Annotated in this window: 20 protein-coding genes; 10 read left to right on the top strand and 10 right to left on the bottom strand. The window is 70.2% G+C overall.

What is annotated here, in order from left to right; translation table 11 throughout:
* The first annotated feature begins 51 nt into the window (after nucleotides 1–51).
* Nucleotides 52–573 (top strand): RNA polymerase sigma factor, encoded by a 522-nt coding sequence (locus tag CF165_RS02230; RefSeq protein WP_093945712.1) that lies wholly within the window; start codon nucleotides 52–54, stop codon nucleotides 571–573.
* On the top strand, nucleotides 566–1,432 hold the full coding sequence (locus CF165_RS02225; RefSeq protein ID WP_093945711.1) for a CU044_5270 family protein: 867 nt from the start codon (nucleotides 566–568) through the stop codon (nucleotides 1,430–1,432). Before CF165_RS02230 ends, CF165_RS02225 begins: the two co-directional genes overlap by 8 nt.
* Nucleotides 1,433–1,472: 40 nt before the next feature.
* Here the strand turns inward: CF165_RS02225 and CF165_RS02220 are convergent, their stop codons facing one another.
* Nucleotides 1,473–2,336 carry an HpcH/HpaI aldolase/citrate lyase family protein gene (locus CF165_RS02220; protein ID WP_093945710.1) on the bottom strand — a complete coding sequence of 288 codons (864 nt, stop codon included), beginning with the start codon at nucleotides 2,334–2,336 and terminating at the stop codon, nucleotides 1,473–1,475.
* A complete protein-coding gene (locus tag CF165_RS02215; protein WP_093945709.1) occupies nucleotides 2,333–3,403 on the bottom strand; it encodes an HpcH/HpaI aldolase/citrate lyase family protein in 1,071 nt (356 codons plus the stop codon). The genes CF165_RS02220 and CF165_RS02215 overlap by 4 nt, the downstream gene beginning before the upstream one ends.
* Before the next feature lie 422 nt (nucleotides 3,404–3,825).
* Between CF165_RS02215 and CF165_RS02210 the strand changes: the two genes are divergently transcribed.
* From CF165_RS02210 to CF165_RS02200, 3 genes are read left to right on the top strand one after another with little or no spacing between them, the layout of a single operon-like run.
* Nucleotides 3,826–4,479 carry a hypothetical protein gene (locus CF165_RS02210; protein ID WP_093945708.1) on the top strand — a complete coding sequence of 218 codons (654 nt, stop codon included), beginning with the start codon at nucleotides 3,826–3,828 and terminating at the stop codon, nucleotides 4,477–4,479.
* Between the two features lie 32 nt (nucleotides 4,480–4,511).
* On the top strand, nucleotides 4,512–5,162 hold the full coding sequence (locus CF165_RS02205; RefSeq protein ID WP_093945707.1) for an NAD(P)H-binding protein: 651 nt from the start codon (nucleotides 4,512–4,514) through the stop codon (nucleotides 5,160–5,162).
* Nucleotides 5,159–6,109, top strand: coding sequence for a ribose-phosphate diphosphokinase (locus CF165_RS02200; RefSeq protein WP_093945706.1), 951 nt, complete (start codon nucleotides 5,159–5,161; stop codon nucleotides 6,107–6,109). The genes CF165_RS02205 and CF165_RS02200 overlap by 4 nt, the downstream gene beginning before the upstream one ends.
* Here the strand turns inward: CF165_RS02200 and CF165_RS02195 are convergent.
* On the bottom strand, nucleotides 6,106–7,401 hold the full coding sequence (locus CF165_RS02195; RefSeq protein ID WP_093945705.1) for a D-arabinono-1,4-lactone oxidase: 1,296 nt from the start codon (nucleotides 7,399–7,401) through the stop codon (nucleotides 6,106–6,108). The two genes, CF165_RS02200 and CF165_RS02195, sit on opposite strands and share 4 nt — an antisense overlap.
* A gap of 87 nt (nucleotides 7,402–7,488) precedes the next feature.
* On the opposite strand from CF165_RS02195, the gene CF165_RS02190 reads away from it, so the two are divergent.
* Nucleotides 7,489–8,673, top strand: a complete 1,185-nt coding sequence (locus CF165_RS02190; RefSeq protein WP_093945704.1) for an amino acid deaminase/aldolase — start codon at nucleotides 7,489–7,491, stop codon at nucleotides 8,671–8,673.
* A gap of 196 nt (nucleotides 8,674–8,869) precedes the next feature.
* Here the strand turns inward: CF165_RS02190 and CF165_RS02185 are convergent, their stop codons facing one another.
* Nucleotides 8,870–9,517 carry a TetR/AcrR family transcriptional regulator gene (locus CF165_RS02185; RefSeq protein ID WP_093945703.1) on the bottom strand — a complete coding sequence of 216 codons (648 nt, stop codon included), beginning with the start codon at nucleotides 9,515–9,517 and terminating at the stop codon, nucleotides 8,870–8,872.
* Nucleotides 9,518–9,647: 130 nt separating this feature from the next.
* On the opposite strand from CF165_RS02185, the gene CF165_RS02180 reads away from it, so the two are divergent.
* Nucleotides 9,648–10,970: a GH1 family beta-glucosidase gene (locus tag CF165_RS02180; protein WP_093945702.1), complete on the top strand. Its 1,323-nt coding sequence runs from the start codon at nucleotides 9,648–9,650 to the stop codon at nucleotides 10,968–10,970.
* Nucleotides 10,963–12,222: an MFS transporter gene (locus CF165_RS02175; RefSeq protein ID WP_093945701.1), complete on the top strand. Its 1,260-nt coding sequence runs from the start codon at nucleotides 10,963–10,965 to the stop codon at nucleotides 12,220–12,222. The genes CF165_RS02180 and CF165_RS02175 overlap by 8 nt, the downstream gene beginning before the upstream one ends.
* A gap of 383 nt (nucleotides 12,223–12,605) precedes the next feature.
* Here the strand turns inward: CF165_RS02175 and CF165_RS02170 are convergent, their stop codons facing one another.
* Together CF165_RS02170 and CF165_RS02165 are read right to left on the bottom strand one after the other, a co-directional pair.
* Nucleotides 12,606–13,019 carry a hypothetical protein gene (locus CF165_RS02170; RefSeq protein WP_093945700.1) on the bottom strand — a complete coding sequence of 138 codons (414 nt, stop codon included), beginning with the start codon at nucleotides 13,017–13,019 and terminating at the stop codon, nucleotides 12,606–12,608.
* A gap of 13 nt (nucleotides 13,020–13,032) precedes the next feature.
* The gene (locus CF165_RS02165; protein WP_072475261.1) at nucleotides 13,033–13,377 is read right to left on the bottom strand and encodes a hypothetical protein; all 345 of its coding nucleotides are present in this window, start codon (nucleotides 13,375–13,377) and stop codon (nucleotides 13,033–13,035) included.
* A gap of 317 nt (nucleotides 13,378–13,694) precedes the next feature.
* On the opposite strand from CF165_RS02165, the gene CF165_RS02160 reads away from it, so the two are divergent.
* Together CF165_RS02160 and CF165_RS02155 are read left to right on the top strand one after the other, a co-directional pair.
* The gene (locus tag CF165_RS02160) at nucleotides 13,695–15,080 is read left to right on the top strand and encodes a helix-turn-helix transcriptional regulator (protein ID WP_093945699.1); all 1,386 of its coding nucleotides are present in this window, start codon (nucleotides 13,695–13,697) and stop codon (nucleotides 15,078–15,080) included.
* Between the two features lie 22 nt (nucleotides 15,081–15,102).
* Nucleotides 15,103–15,990 carry a phosphotransferase family protein gene (locus tag CF165_RS02155; RefSeq protein WP_093945698.1) on the top strand — a complete coding sequence of 296 codons (888 nt, stop codon included), beginning with the start codon at nucleotides 15,103–15,105 and terminating at the stop codon, nucleotides 15,988–15,990.
* 185 nt (nucleotides 15,991–16,175) lie between these two features.
* Here the strand turns inward: CF165_RS02155 and CF165_RS02150 are convergent, their stop codons facing one another.
* From CF165_RS02150 to CF165_RS02135, 4 genes are all read right to left on the bottom strand, one after another.
* The gene (locus CF165_RS02150; RefSeq protein WP_093945697.1) at nucleotides 16,176–17,204 is read right to left on the bottom strand and encodes a CopD family protein; all 1,029 of its coding nucleotides are present in this window, start codon (nucleotides 17,202–17,204) and stop codon (nucleotides 16,176–16,178) included.
* Between the two features lie 5 nt (nucleotides 17,205–17,209).
* Complete coding sequence (locus CF165_RS02145; RefSeq protein WP_167441316.1) at nucleotides 17,210–17,776, bottom strand: copper resistance CopC family protein; 567 nt, start codon at nucleotides 17,774–17,776, stop codon at nucleotides 17,210–17,212.
* Nucleotides 17,777–18,538 carry a YcnI family copper-binding membrane protein gene (locus CF165_RS02140; protein ID WP_093945696.1) on the bottom strand — a complete coding sequence of 254 codons (762 nt, stop codon included), beginning with the start codon at nucleotides 18,536–18,538 and terminating at the stop codon, nucleotides 17,777–17,779.
* Nucleotides 18,539–18,614: 76 nt separating this feature from the next.
* Entirely contained in the window at nucleotides 18,615–19,106 is a 492-nt protein-coding gene (locus CF165_RS02135; protein ID WP_093945695.1) for a hypothetical protein, read from the bottom strand.
* Between the last annotated feature and the right edge of the window lie 224 nt (nucleotides 19,107–19,330).

Here is a 19,330-nt window from a genome sequence, read left to right as displayed (position 1 = left end):
AGGGGTGAAGCTGTCGCCGACGGGAAGGAACCCCATGACAGAGGCAGCCCCATGACGGCGGCCCCCGTGACCGGCATCGAGCAGTTCACCGAGGTGCACGACCGCTACTTCGCGGTGATCTACCGGTACGTGGCGAGCCGGCTCGGCGCCCAGGCCGCGGAAGACGTCGCCGCGGAGACGTTCCTCGTCGCCTTCGACCGCCGGAGCACGTTCGACGCCGCCCGCGGCGACCTGCGTTCCTGGCTGTTCGGCATCGCGACGAACCTGGTCTCCCGGCACCGCCGCAAGGAGGCACGCCACTACCGCGCGCTCTCGCGGCTCGACCCGCGCGAGGCCGCCGAAGGGCACGAAAGCCGCGTTGTCGCATCGGTGACGGTGGCGCGGCTGGGGAAGGCGTTGGCCCGGCTTTCCGCCGGGGAACGCGATGTCCTGCTGCTCGTCGCCCTCGGCGAACTCGGTTACGCCGAAGTGGCCGCAGCGCTCGGCATCTCCCCGGGCACGGTCGGCTCCCGGCTGACGCGCGCTCGCAAGAAGCTCACCCCCGTCCTCGCCCAGGAGGCTTTCGATGAATGACCTGCAGACCCTGCGAGCCGCGCTGATCGCCGACGAACCGGCCCAGGACGTCGTCGACCGCAGTCGGCACCGGCTCCAGAACCGGATGCTCGGCGCACGCCGGAAGCGGTTCCGCCCGCTCGCCATCGGTGTCGGTCTCGTGGCCGCCGCGGCCGCGGCCGCCGTCGTGGTCGCGACGCTGCCGGGCACCCCGGCCTCGCCGCCCCCGCAGGCGGTGGCCCCGGTCGTCACCGGCACGCAGGTCCTGCTGGCGGCGGCCACCGTGGCCGAGCAGTCCCCGGCAGGCACGGGGAAGTACTGGCACTTCAAGACCGCCTCGGACAAGCAGGTCTACGAGTACTGGTTCAGTTCCGACGGCCACATGTGGTTCCGCGGCGCGAAGACCGCCGGCCGGGTCATGCCGCTGGGGGTCTTCCCGCTGCGGCTGGCCGCCACCGAGGTGACCTTCGAGCAGCTCCGGACCCTGCCCACCGACCCGGCGGCACTGCGGGACTGGCTCGTCAACGCGATCGCGCACAGCAACGCCCGGACGAGCGCGGGCCCGTACACCGCGGCGGACCAGGAGCGGGAGCTGCTGCTGTCCATGGTCTCGCTGGTGTCGACCTTGCCCGCGCCGCCGGCCGTGCGAGCGACGGCCTTCCGCTCGATCGCGGCGTACCCCGGCGTCCAGGACCTCGGCCCCGTCCTGGGCGGCCGGGGATTCAAGCTGCCCGGCGAGTACCGCCTGGTGGTCGATCCCGCGACTGGCCGCATCAACCACACGTCGATGTACGTGACGGCGGATGGCGCCATCTACCAGTCCTCCGCCCCGCAGGGCGCGGAGGTCAGTGCCGAGTGGACGGACTCGCTGCCGAAGTGAACCGCGCCGGTGGCCGGGCGACCCGCCCGGCCACCGGGGTTCAGTTCTTGACGGCCTCGGCCAGCGCGAGCACCCGGCGCGCGTTGTCGACGTGCAGGTTCTCGATCATCCGGCCGTCCACAGTGACCACGCCCCGGCCTTCCTTCTGCGCTTCCTCGAAGGCCTCGATGATCCGCCGCGACCGGTCGATCTCCGCTTCGGACGGCGCGAAGATCCGGTTGCACGGCTCGACCTGCGCCGGGTGGATCAGCGTCTTGCCGTCGAAGCCGTACTGACGGCCCTGCTCGCACTCGGCTTCGAACCCCTCGAGGTCCTTCACGTCGTTGTAGACGCCGTCGAGGATGACCTTGCCGGTCGCGCGGGCGGCCAGCAGGCACAGCGAAAGCCCGCCGAGCAGCGGGCCGCGGCCGGGGACGAACTCCGCGTGCAGTTCCTTGGCCAGGTCGTTCGTGCCCATGACCAGCACGGTCAACCGGTCCGAGGCCGCCGCGATCTCCTCGGCGTGCAGCATCGCCACCGGCGTCTCGACCATCGCCCAGATCTTCGTGTGGTCCGGCGCGCCGCCCAGCTCCAGCGCCCGTTCGATGTTGTGCACCTCGGCCGCCGAGTTCACCTTCGGCACGACCACCGCGGCGGGCCCGGCCGACGCGGCCGCGCGCAGGTCGGCGTCATGCCATTCGGTGTCCAGGCCGTTCACCCGGATCGTCACTTCCCGTGAGCCGTAGTCACCGGACGAAGCCGCCGCGCAGACACGTTCGCGCGCGGCTTCCTTCGCGTCCGGTGCGACGGCGTCCTCGAGGTCGAGGATCAGCGCGTCCGCGGGGATCGTCTTGGCCTTTTCCAGGGCGCGCTCGTTCGCGCCGGGCATGTAGAGGACAGAGCGCCTCGGCTTCAGCTCGGTCATCCGAGGGCCTCCTTGGTGGCGGCGTCGTAAGCGGCGGCGAGCTCGGGGTCGTCCGCCGCGAGGGCGTCGGCCAGTTCGGCGACCACGCGGCACTGCTTCACCGACGCGTCGTCCTGCATCTTCCCGTCGATCATCACCGCGCCCGTGCCGTCACCCATCTCGGCGATCACCCGGCGCGCCCAGGCCACATCGGACGGCGAAGGCGAGAACACCTTCTTCGCGATGTCGATCTGCACCGGGTGCAGGCTCCACGCGCCGACGCAGCCGAGCAGGAACGCGTTGCGGAACTGGTCCTCGCACGCGACGACGTCACGGATGTCCCCGAACGGCCCGTAGTACGGCAGGATCCCGTGCATCGCGCACGCGTCGACCATCCGCGCGACCGTGTAGTGCCAGAGGTCCTGCTGGTACGTCGTCCGGCCCTCGGTCAGGTCGTCGCCGACGGGGTCGGTGCGCACCAGGTAGCCGGGGTGCCCGCCGCCGACGCGGGTCGTCTTCATCCGGCGGCTCGCGGCCAGGTCGGCCGGGCCGAGCGAGATGCCCTGCATGCGCGGGCTCGCGCCGGCGATCTCCTCCACATTGGCCACGCCGCTCGCCGTCTCGAGGATCGCGTGGACCAGCAACGGCTTCGTCAGCCCCGCCCGCGCTTCGAGCTGGGCCAGCAGCCGGTCGACGTAGTGGATGTCCTGCGCGCCCTCGACCTTCGGCACCATGATCACGTCGAGCTTGTCGCCGATCTCGGTGACCAAGGTGATCAGGTCGTCGAGGACCCACGGCGAGTCCAGGCTGTTGACGCGCGTCCACAGCTGCGTCTTCCCGAAGTCGTTCGCCTTGGCGATCGCGACGAGCCCGGCGCGCGCGGCCTCCTTGCGGTCGGCGCGGACGGCGTCCTCGAGGTTGCCGAGCAGGACGTCGACCTTCTTGGCGATGTCCGGCACCTTCGCCGCCATCTTCTCGTTGCCGGGGTCGAAGAAGTGGATCATCCGGGACGGCGTCACCGGGATCTCCCGCACGGGAGCGGGCGCGCCCAGGGCGAGCGGGGCGAAGAAGTCCTTCGGGGAGCGCATCGGTCCTCCACGGCGGCGACTAAGTGACTGGTGGGTAACTTTAGTCGGGGGCGCCCGTCACCGCTGCGGTGTAGCTCACCGCCGGGTGGGTGACGGCGGACAACCGCAGCTCAGCGCCCCGCGTCCACTGTGGATTTTCGCCGGGTTGCGCCGAACGGGCTAGCCGGACCGGGTTTGGCGGTCCCTCCCTTGGGTAGTCGATCGCGGGCGGACGGTAATGCCACTCACCTGGCTCTCACTCGGTTGGCCGCACCGTTCGACCGAAGTCCGATGACCGCCCACCGACCGGTCATCGATCGATGGGCGCCGCCGATCGCAGCCACTCGCACTACCCGGCGACTCCGCGCCGCCGCGCTGTTAGACAAGTGAGGTGCCGGTTTCCCCCGGTCACGAAGCGGTGCAGGTTAGAAGGAGGCGGACTCGTGGCGGCTACACCTCAGAACACCGAGCGCTCGACGGTCGCCGGTGGCGCGAAGCGCAGCCGGTCGATGCCGAGCCGCGTGGTGCCGCCGATCGAGCTCCCCGCGAGCGTCGACGAGCTCGCCCGCGCCGCCGCCGCCCAGCTGGGCTGGAACGGCATCGTCCTCCCCGAGACCACGATCCTCGGCCGCAAGGTCTGCGTGGTCGCCAAGCTTCGCACCGACGTGCACGCCGAACGCATCGCGATGGGTGCCGGCCCGGTGGCCGACCGTGCCACCGTCGACACCTGGACCTGGCCGGAGCTGGCCGGAACCGCCCCCGCCCCGGCCGCCGAGATCGTCGGCGTCCTGGCCGTCGCGCGCCACTGGCGCACCGCGATGGCCTCCGCGGTTCCGTTCGCCCGCTACGGCGAGGCCGCGATGGTCCTCCCGTCCCCGGCCGTGCTGACCGAGGACTACGTCGGCAACTGCCTGCCGCGCGCCCGCGCGTACGGCCTCGCCGTCGTCACCGCCGACCCGAACGCGGTCGTCGACCTCGACCTCGAGGGCCGTACCGAGCGCGTCGTGCTGGCCGAGGACCCGGTCTCCCGCCTGGTGAACGAGCTGGTCTACGACCACCTGCTCCGCACCGCCGAGGCGCCCGCGTCGCTCGACTGACGCGCTCTTCCAGGACGTAATAGGGTCGGCTCATGCGAGTCGTCATTGCAGGTGGACACGGTCAGATCGCGCTGCGGCTCGAGCGGCTGCTCGCCGCGCGCGGTGACGAAGCGGTCGGCATCATCCGGAACCCCGCCCACGCGGTGGACCTCGAAGCGGCCGGCGCCGAGCCCGTCGTGCTCGACCTGGAGAACTCCGAAGTGGACGCCGTCGCCGAGGTCCTGAAGGGGGCCGACGCCGCGGTGTTCGCCGCTGGAGCCGGCCCGGGCAGCGGTACCGCCCGCAAGGACACTGTGGACCGCGGCGCCGCGGCGCTGTTCGCCGAAGCGGCCGAGCGGGCCGGCGTCCGGCGGCACATCCAGGTCGGGTCCATCGGCGCCGACAACCCGGAGAACCCCGACGTCACCGAGGAATTCCGCCACTACCTGCGCGCCAAGCGCGCGGCGGAGGACGACCTCAAGGCGCGCGACCTCGACTGGACGATCCTCCGGCCGGGACAGCTGACCGACGACCCCGGCACCGGCCTGGTCCTGCTGGCGGAGAACACCGGACGCGGCCCGATCCCGCGCGACGACGTCGCCGCGGTGCTCGTCGGCCTGCTCGAGACGCCCACTTCGGTGCACCGCACCCTGACGCTGATCTCCGGTGAGATCGCGATCGGCGAAGCGATCTCAGCGCTGTGATCACCCAGGCCTCGAGAGAAATCGCCGTCTTCAGCGGCAGCGCGCACCCCGAGCTGGCCGAAGAGATCTGTGAGCACCTCGGCGTGCCGCTGCGGCCGGTCGAGATCCAGCGGTTCGCCAACGACTGCCTCGAGGTGCAGCTGCAGGCGAACTGCCGCGAGCGGGACGTCTTCATCATCCAGCCGCTGGTCAAGCCGGTGCAGGAGCACCTCGTCGAGCTGCTGCTCATGCTCGACGCGGCGCGCGGCGCGTCGGCGTCCCGCATCACCGCCGTGATGCCGCACTACTCGTACGCGCGTTCGGACAAGAAGGACGCACCGCGCATCTCCATCGGCGGCCGGCTGGTCGCCGACCTGCTGGTGACGGCCGGGGCGAGCCGCGTGCTCGCGATGACCCTGCACTCCCCGCAGGTGCACGGCTTCTTCAGCGTCCCGGTCGACCACCTGCACGCACTGCAGGAGCTGGCCAAGCACTTCCGCCAGTACGACCTCTCGCGCACCACCGTCGTCTCGCCCGACCTGGGCAACGCGAAGGAGGCGTCGCACTTCGCGCGGCTCCTCGGCGTCCAGGTCGCGGCCGGCGCGAAGGAGCGTTTCCCCGACGACCGCGTCCAGATCACGTCGGTGATCGGCGAGGTCACCGGCCGGGACGTGATCGTGCTCGACGACGAGATCGCCAAGGGCAGCACGGTGCTCGAGCTGCTGGACCGGCTGGCCGAGCTGGAGCCGCGTTCGATCCGCGTCGCCTGCACGCACGGGCTGTTCGCGGCGAAGGCCATCGAGCGGATCGGCGACCGGCCCGAGGTGCTGGAGATCGTCTGCACCAACACCGTGCCGGTGCCCGAAGAGGAGCGCACCGAGAAGCTGAAGATCCTTTCGATCGCGCCGGCCTTGGCCGAGGCGATCCGCCGGATCCACAACGGCGAATCGGTGTCGGCGCTCTTCTAGGCCGGGCCGAGTACCCGGTCCAGGTAGGTGTTGCCGAAGACGCCGCTCGGGTCGGTTTCCTTGCGCACACGCAGGAAGTCGTCGAAGTGCGGGTAGCGCGAACGGAGGACGCCGGCGTCGAGGTCGTGCATCTTGCCCCAGTGCGGGCGGCCGCCGACGGCGCCGGCGATCTTCTCGAACGCGCTGAAGTACTCGCGGTACGGCATGCCGACGAACTGGTGGATGGCGATGTAGGCGGAGTCGCGGCCCTGCGCGGTCGACAGCCAGATGTCGTCGGCGGCGGCGACCCGCACCTCGACCGGGAACATCACCGGGTCCTTGAGCTTCGGCACCAGGGCGCGCAGCTCGGCGAGCACGTCGAGCACTGATTCGCGGGGAACCGCGTACTCGGTCTCGGTGAAGCGGACGTTCCGCGCGGTCACGAAGACGCGGTGGGAGAGGTCGCTGTACTCGCGCGCGCTCAGGACGTTGGAGGCGAAGCTGCCGAGCGACGGCACGAGCCGCGGCATCAGCCGTCCGGTCCGGCAGAGCCCGCCGAACGCGACGTTCTCCATGATCTGGTAGTCGACGAACTCCCGGACCTTGCTCAACGGCTGGGCGGTGTCGGTCCGGTTGTTGCGCTTGACCAGGGCGTTCTTGCCGTAGGGGAACCAGTAGAACTCGAAGTGGTCGTTCTCGTCGGCGAAGTCGTGGAAGCCTTCGAGCACCTGCTCCAGCGGCTCCGGCCGCTCCTGCGCGCGCAGCACGAACGACGGCTCGCACTGGAGCGTGACGGTGGTGATCACGCCGAGCGCGCCGAGGCCGACACGGGCGGCGGCGAAGAGGTCGGGTCTTTCGCCGGCCGAGCAGGTGACGACCGAGCCGTCCGCGAGGACGAGTTCCAGGGCGGCGATCTGGGTGGCGATGCCGCCGAGCTTCGCGCCGGTGCCGTGGGTGCCGGTCGAAATCGCGCCGGCGATGGTCTGCGCGTCGATGTCGCCGAGGTTGGTCATGGCCAGCCCGAGCGTGTCGAGGGCGGCGTTGAGCTCCCGGATCGTGGTGCCCGAGCGCACGGTGACCTGCCTGGTTTCGACGTCGACGCGCTCGATGCCGGTCCAGTGCCGCAGGTCGAGGGCATCGGAGTCGGCGACGGCGATCGCGGTGAAGGAGTGCCCGCTGCCCCAGGGGCGCACGGTCCGGCCGGCCGCGGCGATGCTTTCGACGGTCGCCGCGATCTCAGCCGCGCTGCGGGGCTGGTGAACGTGTTGTGGCGAGGCGGACGCCGTGCCCGCCCAGTTGGTCCACCGGGTCATGCGCGCGCACCCTTCGTCAGTCGAGTGCTCGAAACAGTAAGTGAATAGTATTCGCGTTTCAAGCCTTCGTGTCGTACTTTAGACCTCGTGACCAGTGCGACGGTGTACGACTTGGCGACCAAGGACCTCGATCCGCCCTTGGCCGTCGTCGACTTGGCTGCCTTCGACGCGAACGCCGACGACCTTGCTCGCCGCGCGGCGGGCAAGCCGATCCGCGTCGTCAGCAAGTCGGTGCGCTGCCGGACGTTGCTGGAGCGCGTGCTCGCGATGCCGGGCTTCGAGGGCCTGATGTGCTACTCGCTCGCCGAAGCGATCTGGCACGTGGAGCAGGGCACGACCGATGACATCGTCGTCGCCTACCCGACGGCCGACCACGAAGCCCTCCGCCGCCTGGCCGCTTCCGAGCCCGCCCGCGCGGCGATCGCGATCATGGTCGACTCGCCCGAGCACCTGGACCTGGTGGACGCCGCCCTCGGCCACGGCCACCCGGAGGTCCGGGTCTGCCTGGAGCTGGACGCGTCGTGGCGCCCCCTGCCGGGAGTCCACGTCGGCACGCGCCGGTCACCGGTGTTCACCCCGAAGCAGGCTTCGACGTTCGCCCGCCAGATCGTCGCCCGGCCGGGCTTCCGCCTGGTGGGCGTGATGGCGTACGAAGGCCAGATCGCCGGCCTCGGCGACGCGGCGGGCCGCAGGTTCAACCAGCTCCTGGTCGGCTGGATGCAACGCCGGTCGGCGGCCGAGCTGGCCCACCGCCGCGGCGAGGTGATCCGCGCGGTCCAGGCGGTGACCCCCCTGGAGTTCGTGAACGGCGGCGGCACGGGAAGCATCGAGTCGACGGGCGCGGACGCGGTGGTCACGGAGATAGCGGCAGGCTCGGGCTTGATCGGACCAACCCTGTTCGACGGCTACACCCGCTTCAAGCCCCGCCCGGCGGCGTTGTTCGCATTGCCGGTGGTCCGCCGCCCGGCCCGCAACATCGCCACGCTGTTTTCGGGCGGCTACATCGCCTCGGGCCCGACAGGCCCTTCCCGCCAGCCGATGCCGTACCTGCCGGCGGGCCTGAAGCTCCTCGGCTTCGAGGGAGCGGGCGAAGTCCAGACCCCGGTAACAGGCCGAGCAGCCCGCACCCTGAAGCTCGGCGACCGGGTGTGGTTGCGCCACGCGAAGGCGGGCGAGCTGGCGGAGCGTTTCACGCACTACCACCTGGTGATGGGAGACCGGGTGGAGCGAACGGTCCCGACGTACCGAGGCGAGCACCAGAACTTCGGCTGACTCTGGCCGCCTCCGCTGGCCAGCTGGGCTCAAGCCCTGTGGCCTCGGGGAGACCACCACAACACGGCCCCCACCCGCCCTGGGGGGCGTGCCCACGTCCAGTCTATCGGCGCCCACCGACGGTCCCGGCCATTCCGCAGCGTCAGCGCGAAGTTGTCCACAACTGGGGATACCTGTGGACAACTTCTGTGGACAGCTACGACTGCTCCCCGAACCGAGCCGCCAGATACCCCTTCACGACGTACTTGGCTTCGGCGACGATCTTCTCGTCCCCGCTGGGCTCCTGCCGGAATGCCAGCTTCATCAACGCGTCGGCCACCTCGTTGGCGATCGTGATCGCGAACCGCAGGTCCTCCACCGGACGGTCCACCTGGGTGGCCACCAGGTCCGTCAGCGAGTCGACGATCACCGCGTTGTTGTCGCGGGTCTCGTCCAGCAGCTGGCGGTCGATGATGTCGCCGAAGTGGACCTTGGAAAAGCCCGGGACCGAACGGTGCATCTCCAGGTAGATGTCGAGGATCGAGTCGACGACGTCCCACCAGTGCTCCGGGCCCAGCTGGGTCAGCCGCTCGTTCACCGCCGCCACGAAGCGGTCGAGGTTCCGGGCGGTAAGCGCTTGCACCACGGCGCGCTTGTCCGGGAAGAACTGGTACAGCGAACCGACGGCGACTCCCGCTCGTTTGGCGATCAGGGTCGTCGTCAGCGCGTCGTAACCGAGCTCGTCGATCAACGCCGCGCTCGCGTCGAGCATCTGCTCGACCCGTTTCGCGCTGCGTTGCTGGACCGGTTGACGGCGTAAGGGGGTGGCTTCTGCCGGCACCTTCGCGGCCTGGATGTCGGACACGGCGCTCCTCCTCGTCTGATCTGGGACTTTATCGTGCCGACGGGCTTCCCCACGGACGAGTGAAGACCTAGTATATGAGAACTTTTCATGTTCACCCGTACGGGTGTCCTGACGAAGGGGTCAGCAGCCGGTGCAGAACCCGATCTTCCCGCCCGACTTCCTCTGGGGTGTTTCGACCTCGGCGTTCCAGATCGAAGGCGCCACCAGCGAAGGTGGGCGCGGACCGTCCATCTGGGACACGTTCACCGCGACCGAGGGCAAGATCGCCCGCGGTGAACAAGCCAACGTAGCCGCCGACCACTACCACCGCTACCCCGAAGACATCGCGCTGATGGCGGAGCTCGGCGTCGGGGCCTACCGGATGTCCATCGCCTGGCCCCGGATCCAGCCCGACGGCAAGGGCGCGCCCAACCCCGAAGGACTCTGCTTCTACGACAAGCTCATCGACGCCGTCTGCGAAGCGGGCATCGCCCCCGCGGTCACGCTCTACCACTGGGACACCCCGCAAGCGGTCGAAGACGAGGGCGGCTGGCTCTCCCGGGGTACCGCTGAGCGCTTCGCCGAGTACGCCCAGATCCTCGGAGATCGCTTCGCCGATCGGGTGAAGCTGTGGATTCCGCTCAACGAGCCGATGGTCATGTCCATCTACGGCTACGGCATCGGCGAGTACGCACCCGGCAAGGTGCTCCTGCTCGACGCCATCCCCACCGCGCACCACCAGAACCTCGCGCACGGCCTCGCCGTCCAGGCCCTCCGGGCCGCCGGTGCCACGAACATCGGGACCGCCAACAACCACTCGCCCATCTGGCCCGCCGACGACACCCCCGAGGACCACGCGGCCGCGGAGTGGCTCGACGCGCTGCTCAACCGGCTCTACGCCGACCCCATGCTGCTCGGTACCTACCCGGAGCAGCTGCACGCCCATCTCCCGGCCGGGTTCGCCGACGACCTGCCGGCCATCGCGCAGCCCCTCGACTTCTACGGCGTCAACTACTACGAACCCCAGGGCGTCGCCAAGCCCGGTCCAGACAACCCGCTGCCCTTCGAGCTGCGCGACGTCGAGGGGTACCCGATGACGACCAACGACTCGCCGATCGTCCCGCACGCCCTGCGCGAGCTGCTGCTCGACTTCCACCACCGCTACCAGGACAAGCTGCCGCCGATCCAGATCACCGAGAACGGCTGCAGCTTCGCCGACGAAGTCGCCGAAGACGGCGGTGTGCACGACCCCGAACGCATCGACTTCCTGCACAGCCACCTCGTCGCGTTGCGCGAGGCGATGGACGCCGGCGTCGATGTCCGGGGTTACTTCTGCTGGTCCCTGATGGACAATTTCGAATGGTCCAAGGGTTACGCGCCACGCTTCGGTCTGGTGCACGTCGACTACGAGACCCTGCGGCGGACGCCGAAGGACTCGTTCCACTGGTACCGGAAGCTGGTGCGGAATGAGTGAAACGACCCAGGTCGTCCCGGAAGCGCTCGCCGAGCCCACCGTGCGGGTGCGGCCCGGCTGGATGAGCCTGCTGTTCTTCGCGAACATCGCGCTCTGGCTGGGCGTTTACGCGCCGATCCAGGTGTTGCTGCCGAAGCAGGCCGAACTGCTCGACAGCGTGAACAAGGAAGCCGTGCTCGGGTTGGTGATGGGCTTCGGTGCGGCGGTGGCGCTCGTCGCCAACCCCGCGATCGGGCTGCTGTCCGACCGGACCTGCTCCCGGTTCGGCCGTCGTCACCCGTGGACCGTCGCCGGCGCGATCTTCGCCGCCGCCGGGCTGGTGGTGCTGGCGTTCGCTCCGACGGTCGCCGTGATGATCATCGGCTGGTGCCTGGTGCAGGGCGGCCTCAACGGCATGCTCGCCGCTCTCATGGCGGCCCTGCCCGACCGGGTTCCGGTTCAGCAGCTGGCCGCGGTCGGTGGCCTCGTCGGCATCGCGCAGATGCTCGGCACCGTACTGGGCGCGGTCGTGGTCGTCGTCGTGCTCGGCATCGCCGGGCTGCCGTTGGCCTACTCGGTGTGCGCCGGGATCGTGGTCATCGGTGCCGTGTTCTTCGTCCTCCGGACGCCGGACGCGCGGCTGCCGATCGAGTTCCGCCCGCCGTGGGTGCTGCGCCGGGTGCTCCGCGACTTCTGGGTTTCGCCCCGGAAGTACCCCGACTTCGCGTGGGCCTGGAGCTGCCACTTCATGATCAACCTCGGCAACGCGTTCGGGACGCTCTACCTCTTGTACTTCCTCCAGGACGCGGTGCACTACCCGGACCCGGAGGACGGCCTGCTGATCATGATGGGCTTGTACGGCGTCGCGCTCGTCCTCGGCGCGGTGCTCGCGGGGCACTTCTCCGACAAGTCCGGACGGCGTAAGCCGTACGTCCTGGTGGCCTCCGGCGTGATGGCATTGGCCGCTTTGCTGCTCGTGCTCTGGCAGAGCTGGCCGGTGGCGCTCGCCGCGTCGCCGCTGCTCGGCGTCGGTTTCGGGGCGTACATGGCGGTCGCGCTGGCGATGTTGACGCAGGTGCTCCCCACGGCGGAGAACCGGGCCAAGGACTTCGGGATCATCAACATCGCGAACTCGCTGCCGCAGGTGGTGGCTCCGCTGCTGACGCCGTTGGTGCTGGCCTACCTCGGCGGCTACCCGGGGCTGTTCGCGGCTTCGGCGGTCGCGACGCTCCTGGCCGCGGTGCTGGTGCTGCGCGTGAAAGCCGTTCGCTAGGCCCAAAAGCAATGAAGGCCACCTTCAGGGACTGAAGGTGGCCTTCACTGCTTTGCGGGTATGGAACCGCGGGCCGGTGCCGGTCGGGGGAGGGGAGTGCAACGGCACCGGCCCGCGGAATTCGAGGGCCGCACGAGGGCGGGGTGACAGCGGGACCAGACCCTTGATCGACGCTGTCTTCGATGATCAATCTAGCGGGCGATTACCGCCTGGGCTAGGGCTAACGCGGAAATTTTTCGATTAATCGCGGTGGGGACCGGGTGATGGCCGAGGACTGGTTCGCACTGCTCGGGGGTGCGGGCGAAACAGTCCCCGGCCGACGGCGAGTCCGGCACGGGATCCGATGGGGCGATCGGGCCTGCCGCGCTCGCCGGTCTGGAGGGTCAGGCCGTGACCGCTCGGCGCGGGTTCACGAGCGCGTGGCGACCGGTGGTCTCGGCCGCCGTGGGGGCCGGGTGGACCGGAACCGGGCTTTTGCGCCGTCCCTGAAGCCGCCGGTCGGCCGGCGCCTGCTGCTGCGGGGCGAGCCCGCCGGCCACCAGGTGCTCGTGGGCGACCTGCCAGACCGAGCACGGCGCCTTGCAGCGGTGCCACCGGGTCGAGCAGGTGGGGCAGTCGCCGCGCTCGTCGGGCTCGTGCATCTTCAGCATCGCGCGCCACGCCTCGGTCAACCGGGGCAGTTCGGAGCGCGCGACCGAGACGAGCGACTGGGCGTCGGCGCGGTTCGCCAGGTCGGTCAGCATGTCGAGACGCTCCCAGACCGCGTTGCGGAGGACCTGCCCGAGTACCTGATCCATGATCAGCTCACCGTTACCTTTCCGCCATCTTGGCGGCTTCGTTGAGCGCGGCGCGCAGCTGTCCGAGCTGGCCGGACGTCAACCGCGCGGTCTCACCGGGAGGCGAGACCAGTACCACCTGGTTGTCTTCGACGAACACCGTCACGGCGCGTTCCCGGCTGATCAGGTCGCCGCACTGCACCCGCCACACGAGCTGACCGCCCTCGTAGTGGCGGACGCTCGCCGTGCGGGGGTCCACCGCGGCGGCCGGGGTGACAGGGCGGACGGCGGAGACGGGAGAGACCGACGCGACCGCCGGCCGCACAGCGCGGGTGGCCGTGCCGGCATGTCCCCCTGCGAACGAGTCCACGAACTCCACGCCCTTCTCCGCTCTGTCGAAAGTCTCCGAAGATGCCTTCTGCAACATCGCCTTGTCACAACGCTGCGGTTTTCGTAGCTCTCCGTGATCGCTACCGGTGTGCGGCCGGTGACGGAGATCTGACAACTACAGTGAGGTGAAACCGGTGGCGATAGAAGGTCGAATTGGCGTCATAGCGGTGACCGGACTCGGTTCCACGGTAAGCGGTCACCGGACTTCGCCCGGACCGATCAGGGCACCAGTTCGGCTGTTCACACGGTTTCCCAGGTTTGCCTACGCTGTTTACAGACGCCCGACCGGACAGTGGAGGGGGCGCGATGGACGCCAGTAACGGTGGCAGTGCCGAGGCCAGGCAGAGCCACGCAGTTCCCGCTGACGCGTGGGAGCAGCCCGAGATGAGAGCTGCACTCGCGACCCGCGAGATCAGCGCCGTCTACCGGCTCCTGCGCAAGCACGGTGTCTCGCAGCGCCAGATCGCCGCGATGACCGGCCAATCCCAGTCCGAGGTGTCGGAGATCCTCAAGGGTCGCCAGGTCATGGCCTACGACGTCCTCACGAGGATCGCCGACGGCCTGGGCGTCCCCCGTGGGTACATGGGCCTCGCCTACGACGAGGCCACGGCGATACGGGTCGTCGGCTCCGCCGACGGCCAGCAGGCTGAGGAGGACGAGTCCGTGAAGCGACGGAGGTTCCTCGCGCACGCCGCCCAGGTCACGATGGGTGCGGCGGTGTTCGGTCCGGAATCGGGCACGTGGGCGGCCGGACCGGCCAGGACGCCGGCCCCCGGGCGCATCGGCATGACCGACGTCCGCCAGGTCGAAGCCGCGACGCGGGCGCTCCGGGCGCTGGACTACCAGTACGGCGGCGGGTTCTGCCGCGACGCCGTCGTGGCCCAGCTGTCCTGGGGCCAGCAGATGCTCGAGGCGCACGGCACCGAGCTGGTGAAGAACCGGCTGTACGTGGCGCTCGCCGACCTCCACTCGCTGGCCGGCTGGACCTCCTTCGACACCGGGCTGATGGACTCCGCCCGCGGCCACTTCGCGAACGCGCTGGACCTGGCCAAGCAGGGCGAAAACCACCCGCTGGTGGCCAACGTGCTCTACCGCATGGGTCGCGTCTACCTGCACCAGGACGCCCCGAACGACGCGCTGAAGCTGTTCCAGCTCGGCCAGATCGCCGCCCAGGAATCCGGCTCCGAGCTGGCGGTTTCCGTGCTGTGCGCGAACGAGGCGTGGGCCTACGCGATGATGGGCAACGAAGAGCAGGCGGTGAAGCTGCTCGGCCGGAGCAAGGACGAGTTCGAGCGCGCCAACCTGGCCGAAGCCGAGTCGTGGGTGAAGTTCTTCACCGAGACCGACGTCTACGCCATGGTCGGCACCGTCCACACGGTCCTCGCGCAGAAGAACGCCGAGCACACGAAGTACGCGATCCCCGCGCTGACCAGGGCCGTCGAGTCCTACGACGACGAGATGGCCCGCTCCAAGACGTTCATGCTGAGCGCGCTCGCCACCAACCACCTGCTGGACGGCGACCTCGACCACGGCGCCAAGGTCGGCGGCAAGGCCATCGACTGCGCCGAGGGCATCAAGTCCGAGCGGGTCAAGGACCGGATGCGGCCTCTGCAGGAGGAGGCCGAGCGCCGCCGGAACAACGCCGACGCCCGTGACCTCGCCGACCGCCTCCACGCTTTCTACGCCGCATAGGCCCGAAGGCGCCGGCGCGGTTTTGGACGGCCGGTTCACCTCCGGGAAGCTGCGCGGCGTGCTGGCCGAGACCTGTGCCCTGCTGGGTCTCGACCCCGCGGGAGCGCGGCTGCTGAGGTTCACGAACAACGCGGTGTACGCGCTGGTCACGGCGCCTTTCGTGGTCCGGATCGTCGGCTCGACGCGGCTGCGGCACCGCGTCGGCACCGTCGTGCGGGTGGCCCGGCACTTCGAACGCCACGGCGTCCCCGCGATCCGGCTTCTGGAAGGGATCGAGCAGCCGCTGTCGGTCGGCGGGCACCTGGTGACCGTGTGGCACCGCGTGCCGAGCATCGGCCGGGCGGCGACGTCCGCCGACCTGGCCCGGCTCCTGCGCCAGGTGCACGCGCTACCCGCGCCGGACGGTCTCGCCGAGTGGGCGCCGTTCGCCGCGGTGCGGGCCCGGGTGTCCGACGCCGAGGAGATCAGCGACACCGACCGGGAGTTCCTGCTCGACCGCTGCGCCGAACTCGAGGCGGCGCTGGCCGGGCTGGAGTTTCCGCTGCCCAGGGGCTTGGTGCACGGCGACGCTTACCCCGGCAACGTCATCCCCGGCCCGGACGGACCGGTGCTCTGCGACTTCGACTCGTCGTGCGTCGGCCCGCCGGAATGGGACCTGACGCCGCTGGCCGTCGGCCGTGAGCGGTTCGGCGACCCGCCGGTGCACTACCGGACGTTCGCCGCGGAGTACGGCTTCGACGTGACGTCCTGGCCCGGGTTTTCGGTGCTCAGGAGCATCCGCGAGCTGAAGCTGACGACCAGCGTGCTGCCGATCCTGCGCAGCCGCCCGCAGGTGCGGCCCGAGCTGTTCCGCCGTCTGGACGATCTCCGGAACGCCCGCACCGACGCCAGGTGGACGCGTTACCGTTAGGCCGAGACTGTCACTTCGTGTGACCGGTGCCACAAACTGCACGTGCATTCGCCGACTGCAAATGACCGTTCGTCGCTTCTGAAGTGCGGCCTGCTCTGGGTAGAAAGTTCAGCCCGGCAGGTCGCCTCCAATGGGGCAGCACTCATGCCAATGCGCAACTTGCAGCTACTCGCCGTGATTCGAGCTCAGGATGCGACGACCGGCGCCCGCGTGAGCACGACGGCGAAGCCGAACGCCAAACCCATGACGGTCAGCTCGAGCGTCGCCCACGAGGCGAGCGCCGTCCGGTTGTGGCGGACGATCTGCGGGAGGAGCCGCCAGCGGACGTGGGCGCCGAGGAGCGCGATGACGCCGGTGCACGCGGCCTTGAGGATGAGCAACTGCCCGTACGGCGTCGTGAAGATCGCCGCCCAGAACCCGATCGTCGGGTTGAGGGAGATCTCGACCAGGCCGTTGAACAGCCCGGTCGCCGCGGAGATGGCCAGGCAGAGCGTCGCGAGCTTCGAAAACCGGGGCAGCGCGTGCGCCAGCAGCGTCCGGTTCGCCACGAGCAGCACGGTCATCGCGCCGAGGCCGCCGGTCCAGGCGACGGCGCTCATCACGTGCAGCTCCATCGAGATCATCGTGTAGTCGTGGTAGTTCCAGTTCGACGCGTGCCCGGTGACCGGCAGCGGCAGCAACGCGAACAGGCCGAGCCCGACGCGGACCTCGGCGGGCACCTTCTCGCCGAAGCGCAGCGCGAGCGCGCCGATCCCGGCGTGGCCGAGCGCGAGCGCGGCGACGATGACGAGCGCCTTCCCGGCGCCGACATCGGCGATGTACCGGCCGATGTCGGACGGCGAGAGCGTCGACGAGCCGGGCTTGTACTCCGCGGTCTGCAGGATCAGCGCGACGACCGCGGCCGTGGCCCAGACCAGCGCGGCCGCGACGCCCGCCGGGCGGGCCAGCCGCATGATCGGCTCGGTGAGCTTCGGCCGGTCGTAGCCGACGAGCACCGACAGCAGCGCCAGGCCGATGGTCGTGACCGCGGCGAGGTCGAGCAGGACCCGCACGACCGGGATGCCGGCCGAGACCACCGCACCGGGCTGCACCACACCGGGGACCGGGGCGGTGGCGGTGAGCGCGACGCCGATGAGGGCGCCGAGCAGGCCCGCCGTCACGACGCACAGCAGCGTCGAGTAGCGGGGTTTGGCGGTGGTCTCGGCTTGGGACATCTGAGCTACTGCTTCTTTTCCGCCGGGTGTTCCCGGCTGGGCTGCCCGCCCGCTCGCAGGGCGACGGTCAGCCCGATCGCCAGCAGCACGACGGCGCCGGCGATCCAGACCCAGATCGGCACGCCGGTCGAGGATGACTGCGGCGACGCCTGCGACGAGCCGCCCGGTGACCGGGCCGCGTCGACGGTCGCCGGCGTGCCGGTGCCCGCCGTCGTCAGGGTGAAGGTGAGCTCACCGGTCACCGGGTGGCCGTCCGCGGACAGCACCCGGAAGCCGACGGTGTACTTCCCGGCCGGCCCGAGCGGCCGCAGGGGCGCGCTGATGACGTTGTTCACCACGCTGATCGGTCCCTCGGCCCACTGTCCGCCGCCGGGTCCGGTCACCGCGATCTGGTTGACGTCCGCACCCTGCACGTACTGGTCGAAGGTCAGGCTGATCTTCGGCGGCCCGGCGGCGACGGACGCGCCGTTCGCCGGGTCCGAGGAGATCAGCACGTTGTGCGCCAGCGCCGGGGTGGCCGTGCCGAGCACGGCCACCACCGTCAGTGCGAGCGCGACGAGCGCTTTGCGCATCTAGCTGTTGCCTCCCGACTTGGCCGTGGCCTTGCGGGCCCGGACGGTCGCACCGGCCCCGACGCCGAGGCCGATCGCGCCGACGAGCAGGCCGGCCCCGCCGAGCCAGCGGGCCGTGCTGTCGGACGTCGCCGCGGCGGCTTCAGTGTGCTCGCCGGTCGTGGACGCCGTGCCCGCGGCCATCCCGGCGTGGTCACCGTCGCCCTCGGCCTTCGCGGCCAGCTTGACCGTCGGCGCCGGGTGTTCGGGCTCCTCGCCGTTCGCCGGGGTCGGCTGGTTCCAGTCGACGACCTTGCCGTCGCTGTAGGTCTGGTGCGCCGGGAACTCGACCTCGTCGACGTTGGTCGGCAGCGGGCCGAAGCTCACCGAGAACTCCTGGTAGTCGGTGGCCTTCAGCTCGTTGCCCGGCTGCGCGGTCCAGGTCACCGCCGTGACGGCCTCGGTGATCTTCGTGCCGTTGTCCTTGGTGATCGGGGCGGGCAGCTTGGACTTGGTCACCTCGGCGGTCCAGCCGGGCAGCGGCTTGGTCCGCACGCTGCCGATGCCGTAGTCGGCCTTGAAGTCGACGGCCACCTTGGTGGTCATGGTGTTCGGCTCCTCGCTCGGGACGCGGAACACGATCGCGGCGTAACCGCCCTTCGTGGGCTGCGGGCCGTAGACGTTGGCGGTGACGTGCGCGGACGCGATGCCCGCGCTGAGGAGACCGGCGACACCGACGGTGGCGGCCAGGAAACCGGCGCGCTTGAAGACGTGCTGGGACATGGGTTCACTCCTGATGAACTCAAGAAAAAGGGGCGGCTCGGTTCGGGGACCGGCCGTTTCGGGGATGAGCTGGGTTTCAGGAGTGGACGGGCGGGCCGCGCCGCCCGCGGATCCGGCGCAGGTCGACGCCGACGAGGTGGCTGGGCGCGTCGACGCGGACGGGGACGAGCGCCGGTGCCGACGGCACCGGCAACGGGGTCAGCAGCCGCGGCAGGATCGCGCGCAGCACGGCCAGCACCGTGAGGAGCATCGTGTCCGCGCGGGCGAGCAGGAGCGCGGTCAGCACGGTGGCGCTCGCGTGCGCGGTGATCATGCCGAGCCCGGTGGTGCCGGGCATCGCGTACATGTCGTGGTGGCCGGCGAGCGTGGTGAGCAGCAGGTGCATCACCAGCTGAGCGGCACCCAGCAGGGTGATCGTGGCGATCGGCCCGCGGGCCTTGCGGGCGAGCGCGGCCGCGGTCCAGCCGAACAGACCGGTGAGCAGCACGGTCATGGCCGGATCCGGCAGGCCGCCGTCGGCGAGCCGGTGCGCCGTGACGGAGAGTGCTCCAGCACTTACGGCGAGCAATGCTCCACGGGTAGCACCCAGCACGGCGGGACGCCGGGCCGGATCGCTCATGAAGAGCAGCCTAAGGGGTCTGCTTTTCCGCGATGTTGTGATCCCGTGAACAGAGCACACACCGAGTTCACGTTCCACACGACGCCGTGGTTCAGGCAATTTGTTGCCGATTGTCGGCGGGTAGGCCACGGTGGGCCGAAGACCGGGGTTTGGACGGCTGGTGCCGTGGGTAC

The sequence above is a fragment of the Amycolatopsis vastitatis genome (genome assembly GCF_002234595.1).
Lineage (GTDB): Bacteria > Actinomycetota > Actinomycetes > Mycobacteriales > Pseudonocardiaceae > Amycolatopsis > Amycolatopsis vastitatis.
The sequence above is the reverse complement of the archived record's forward strand: the minus strand, read 5'-3'. Positions and strand labels throughout refer to the sequence as shown.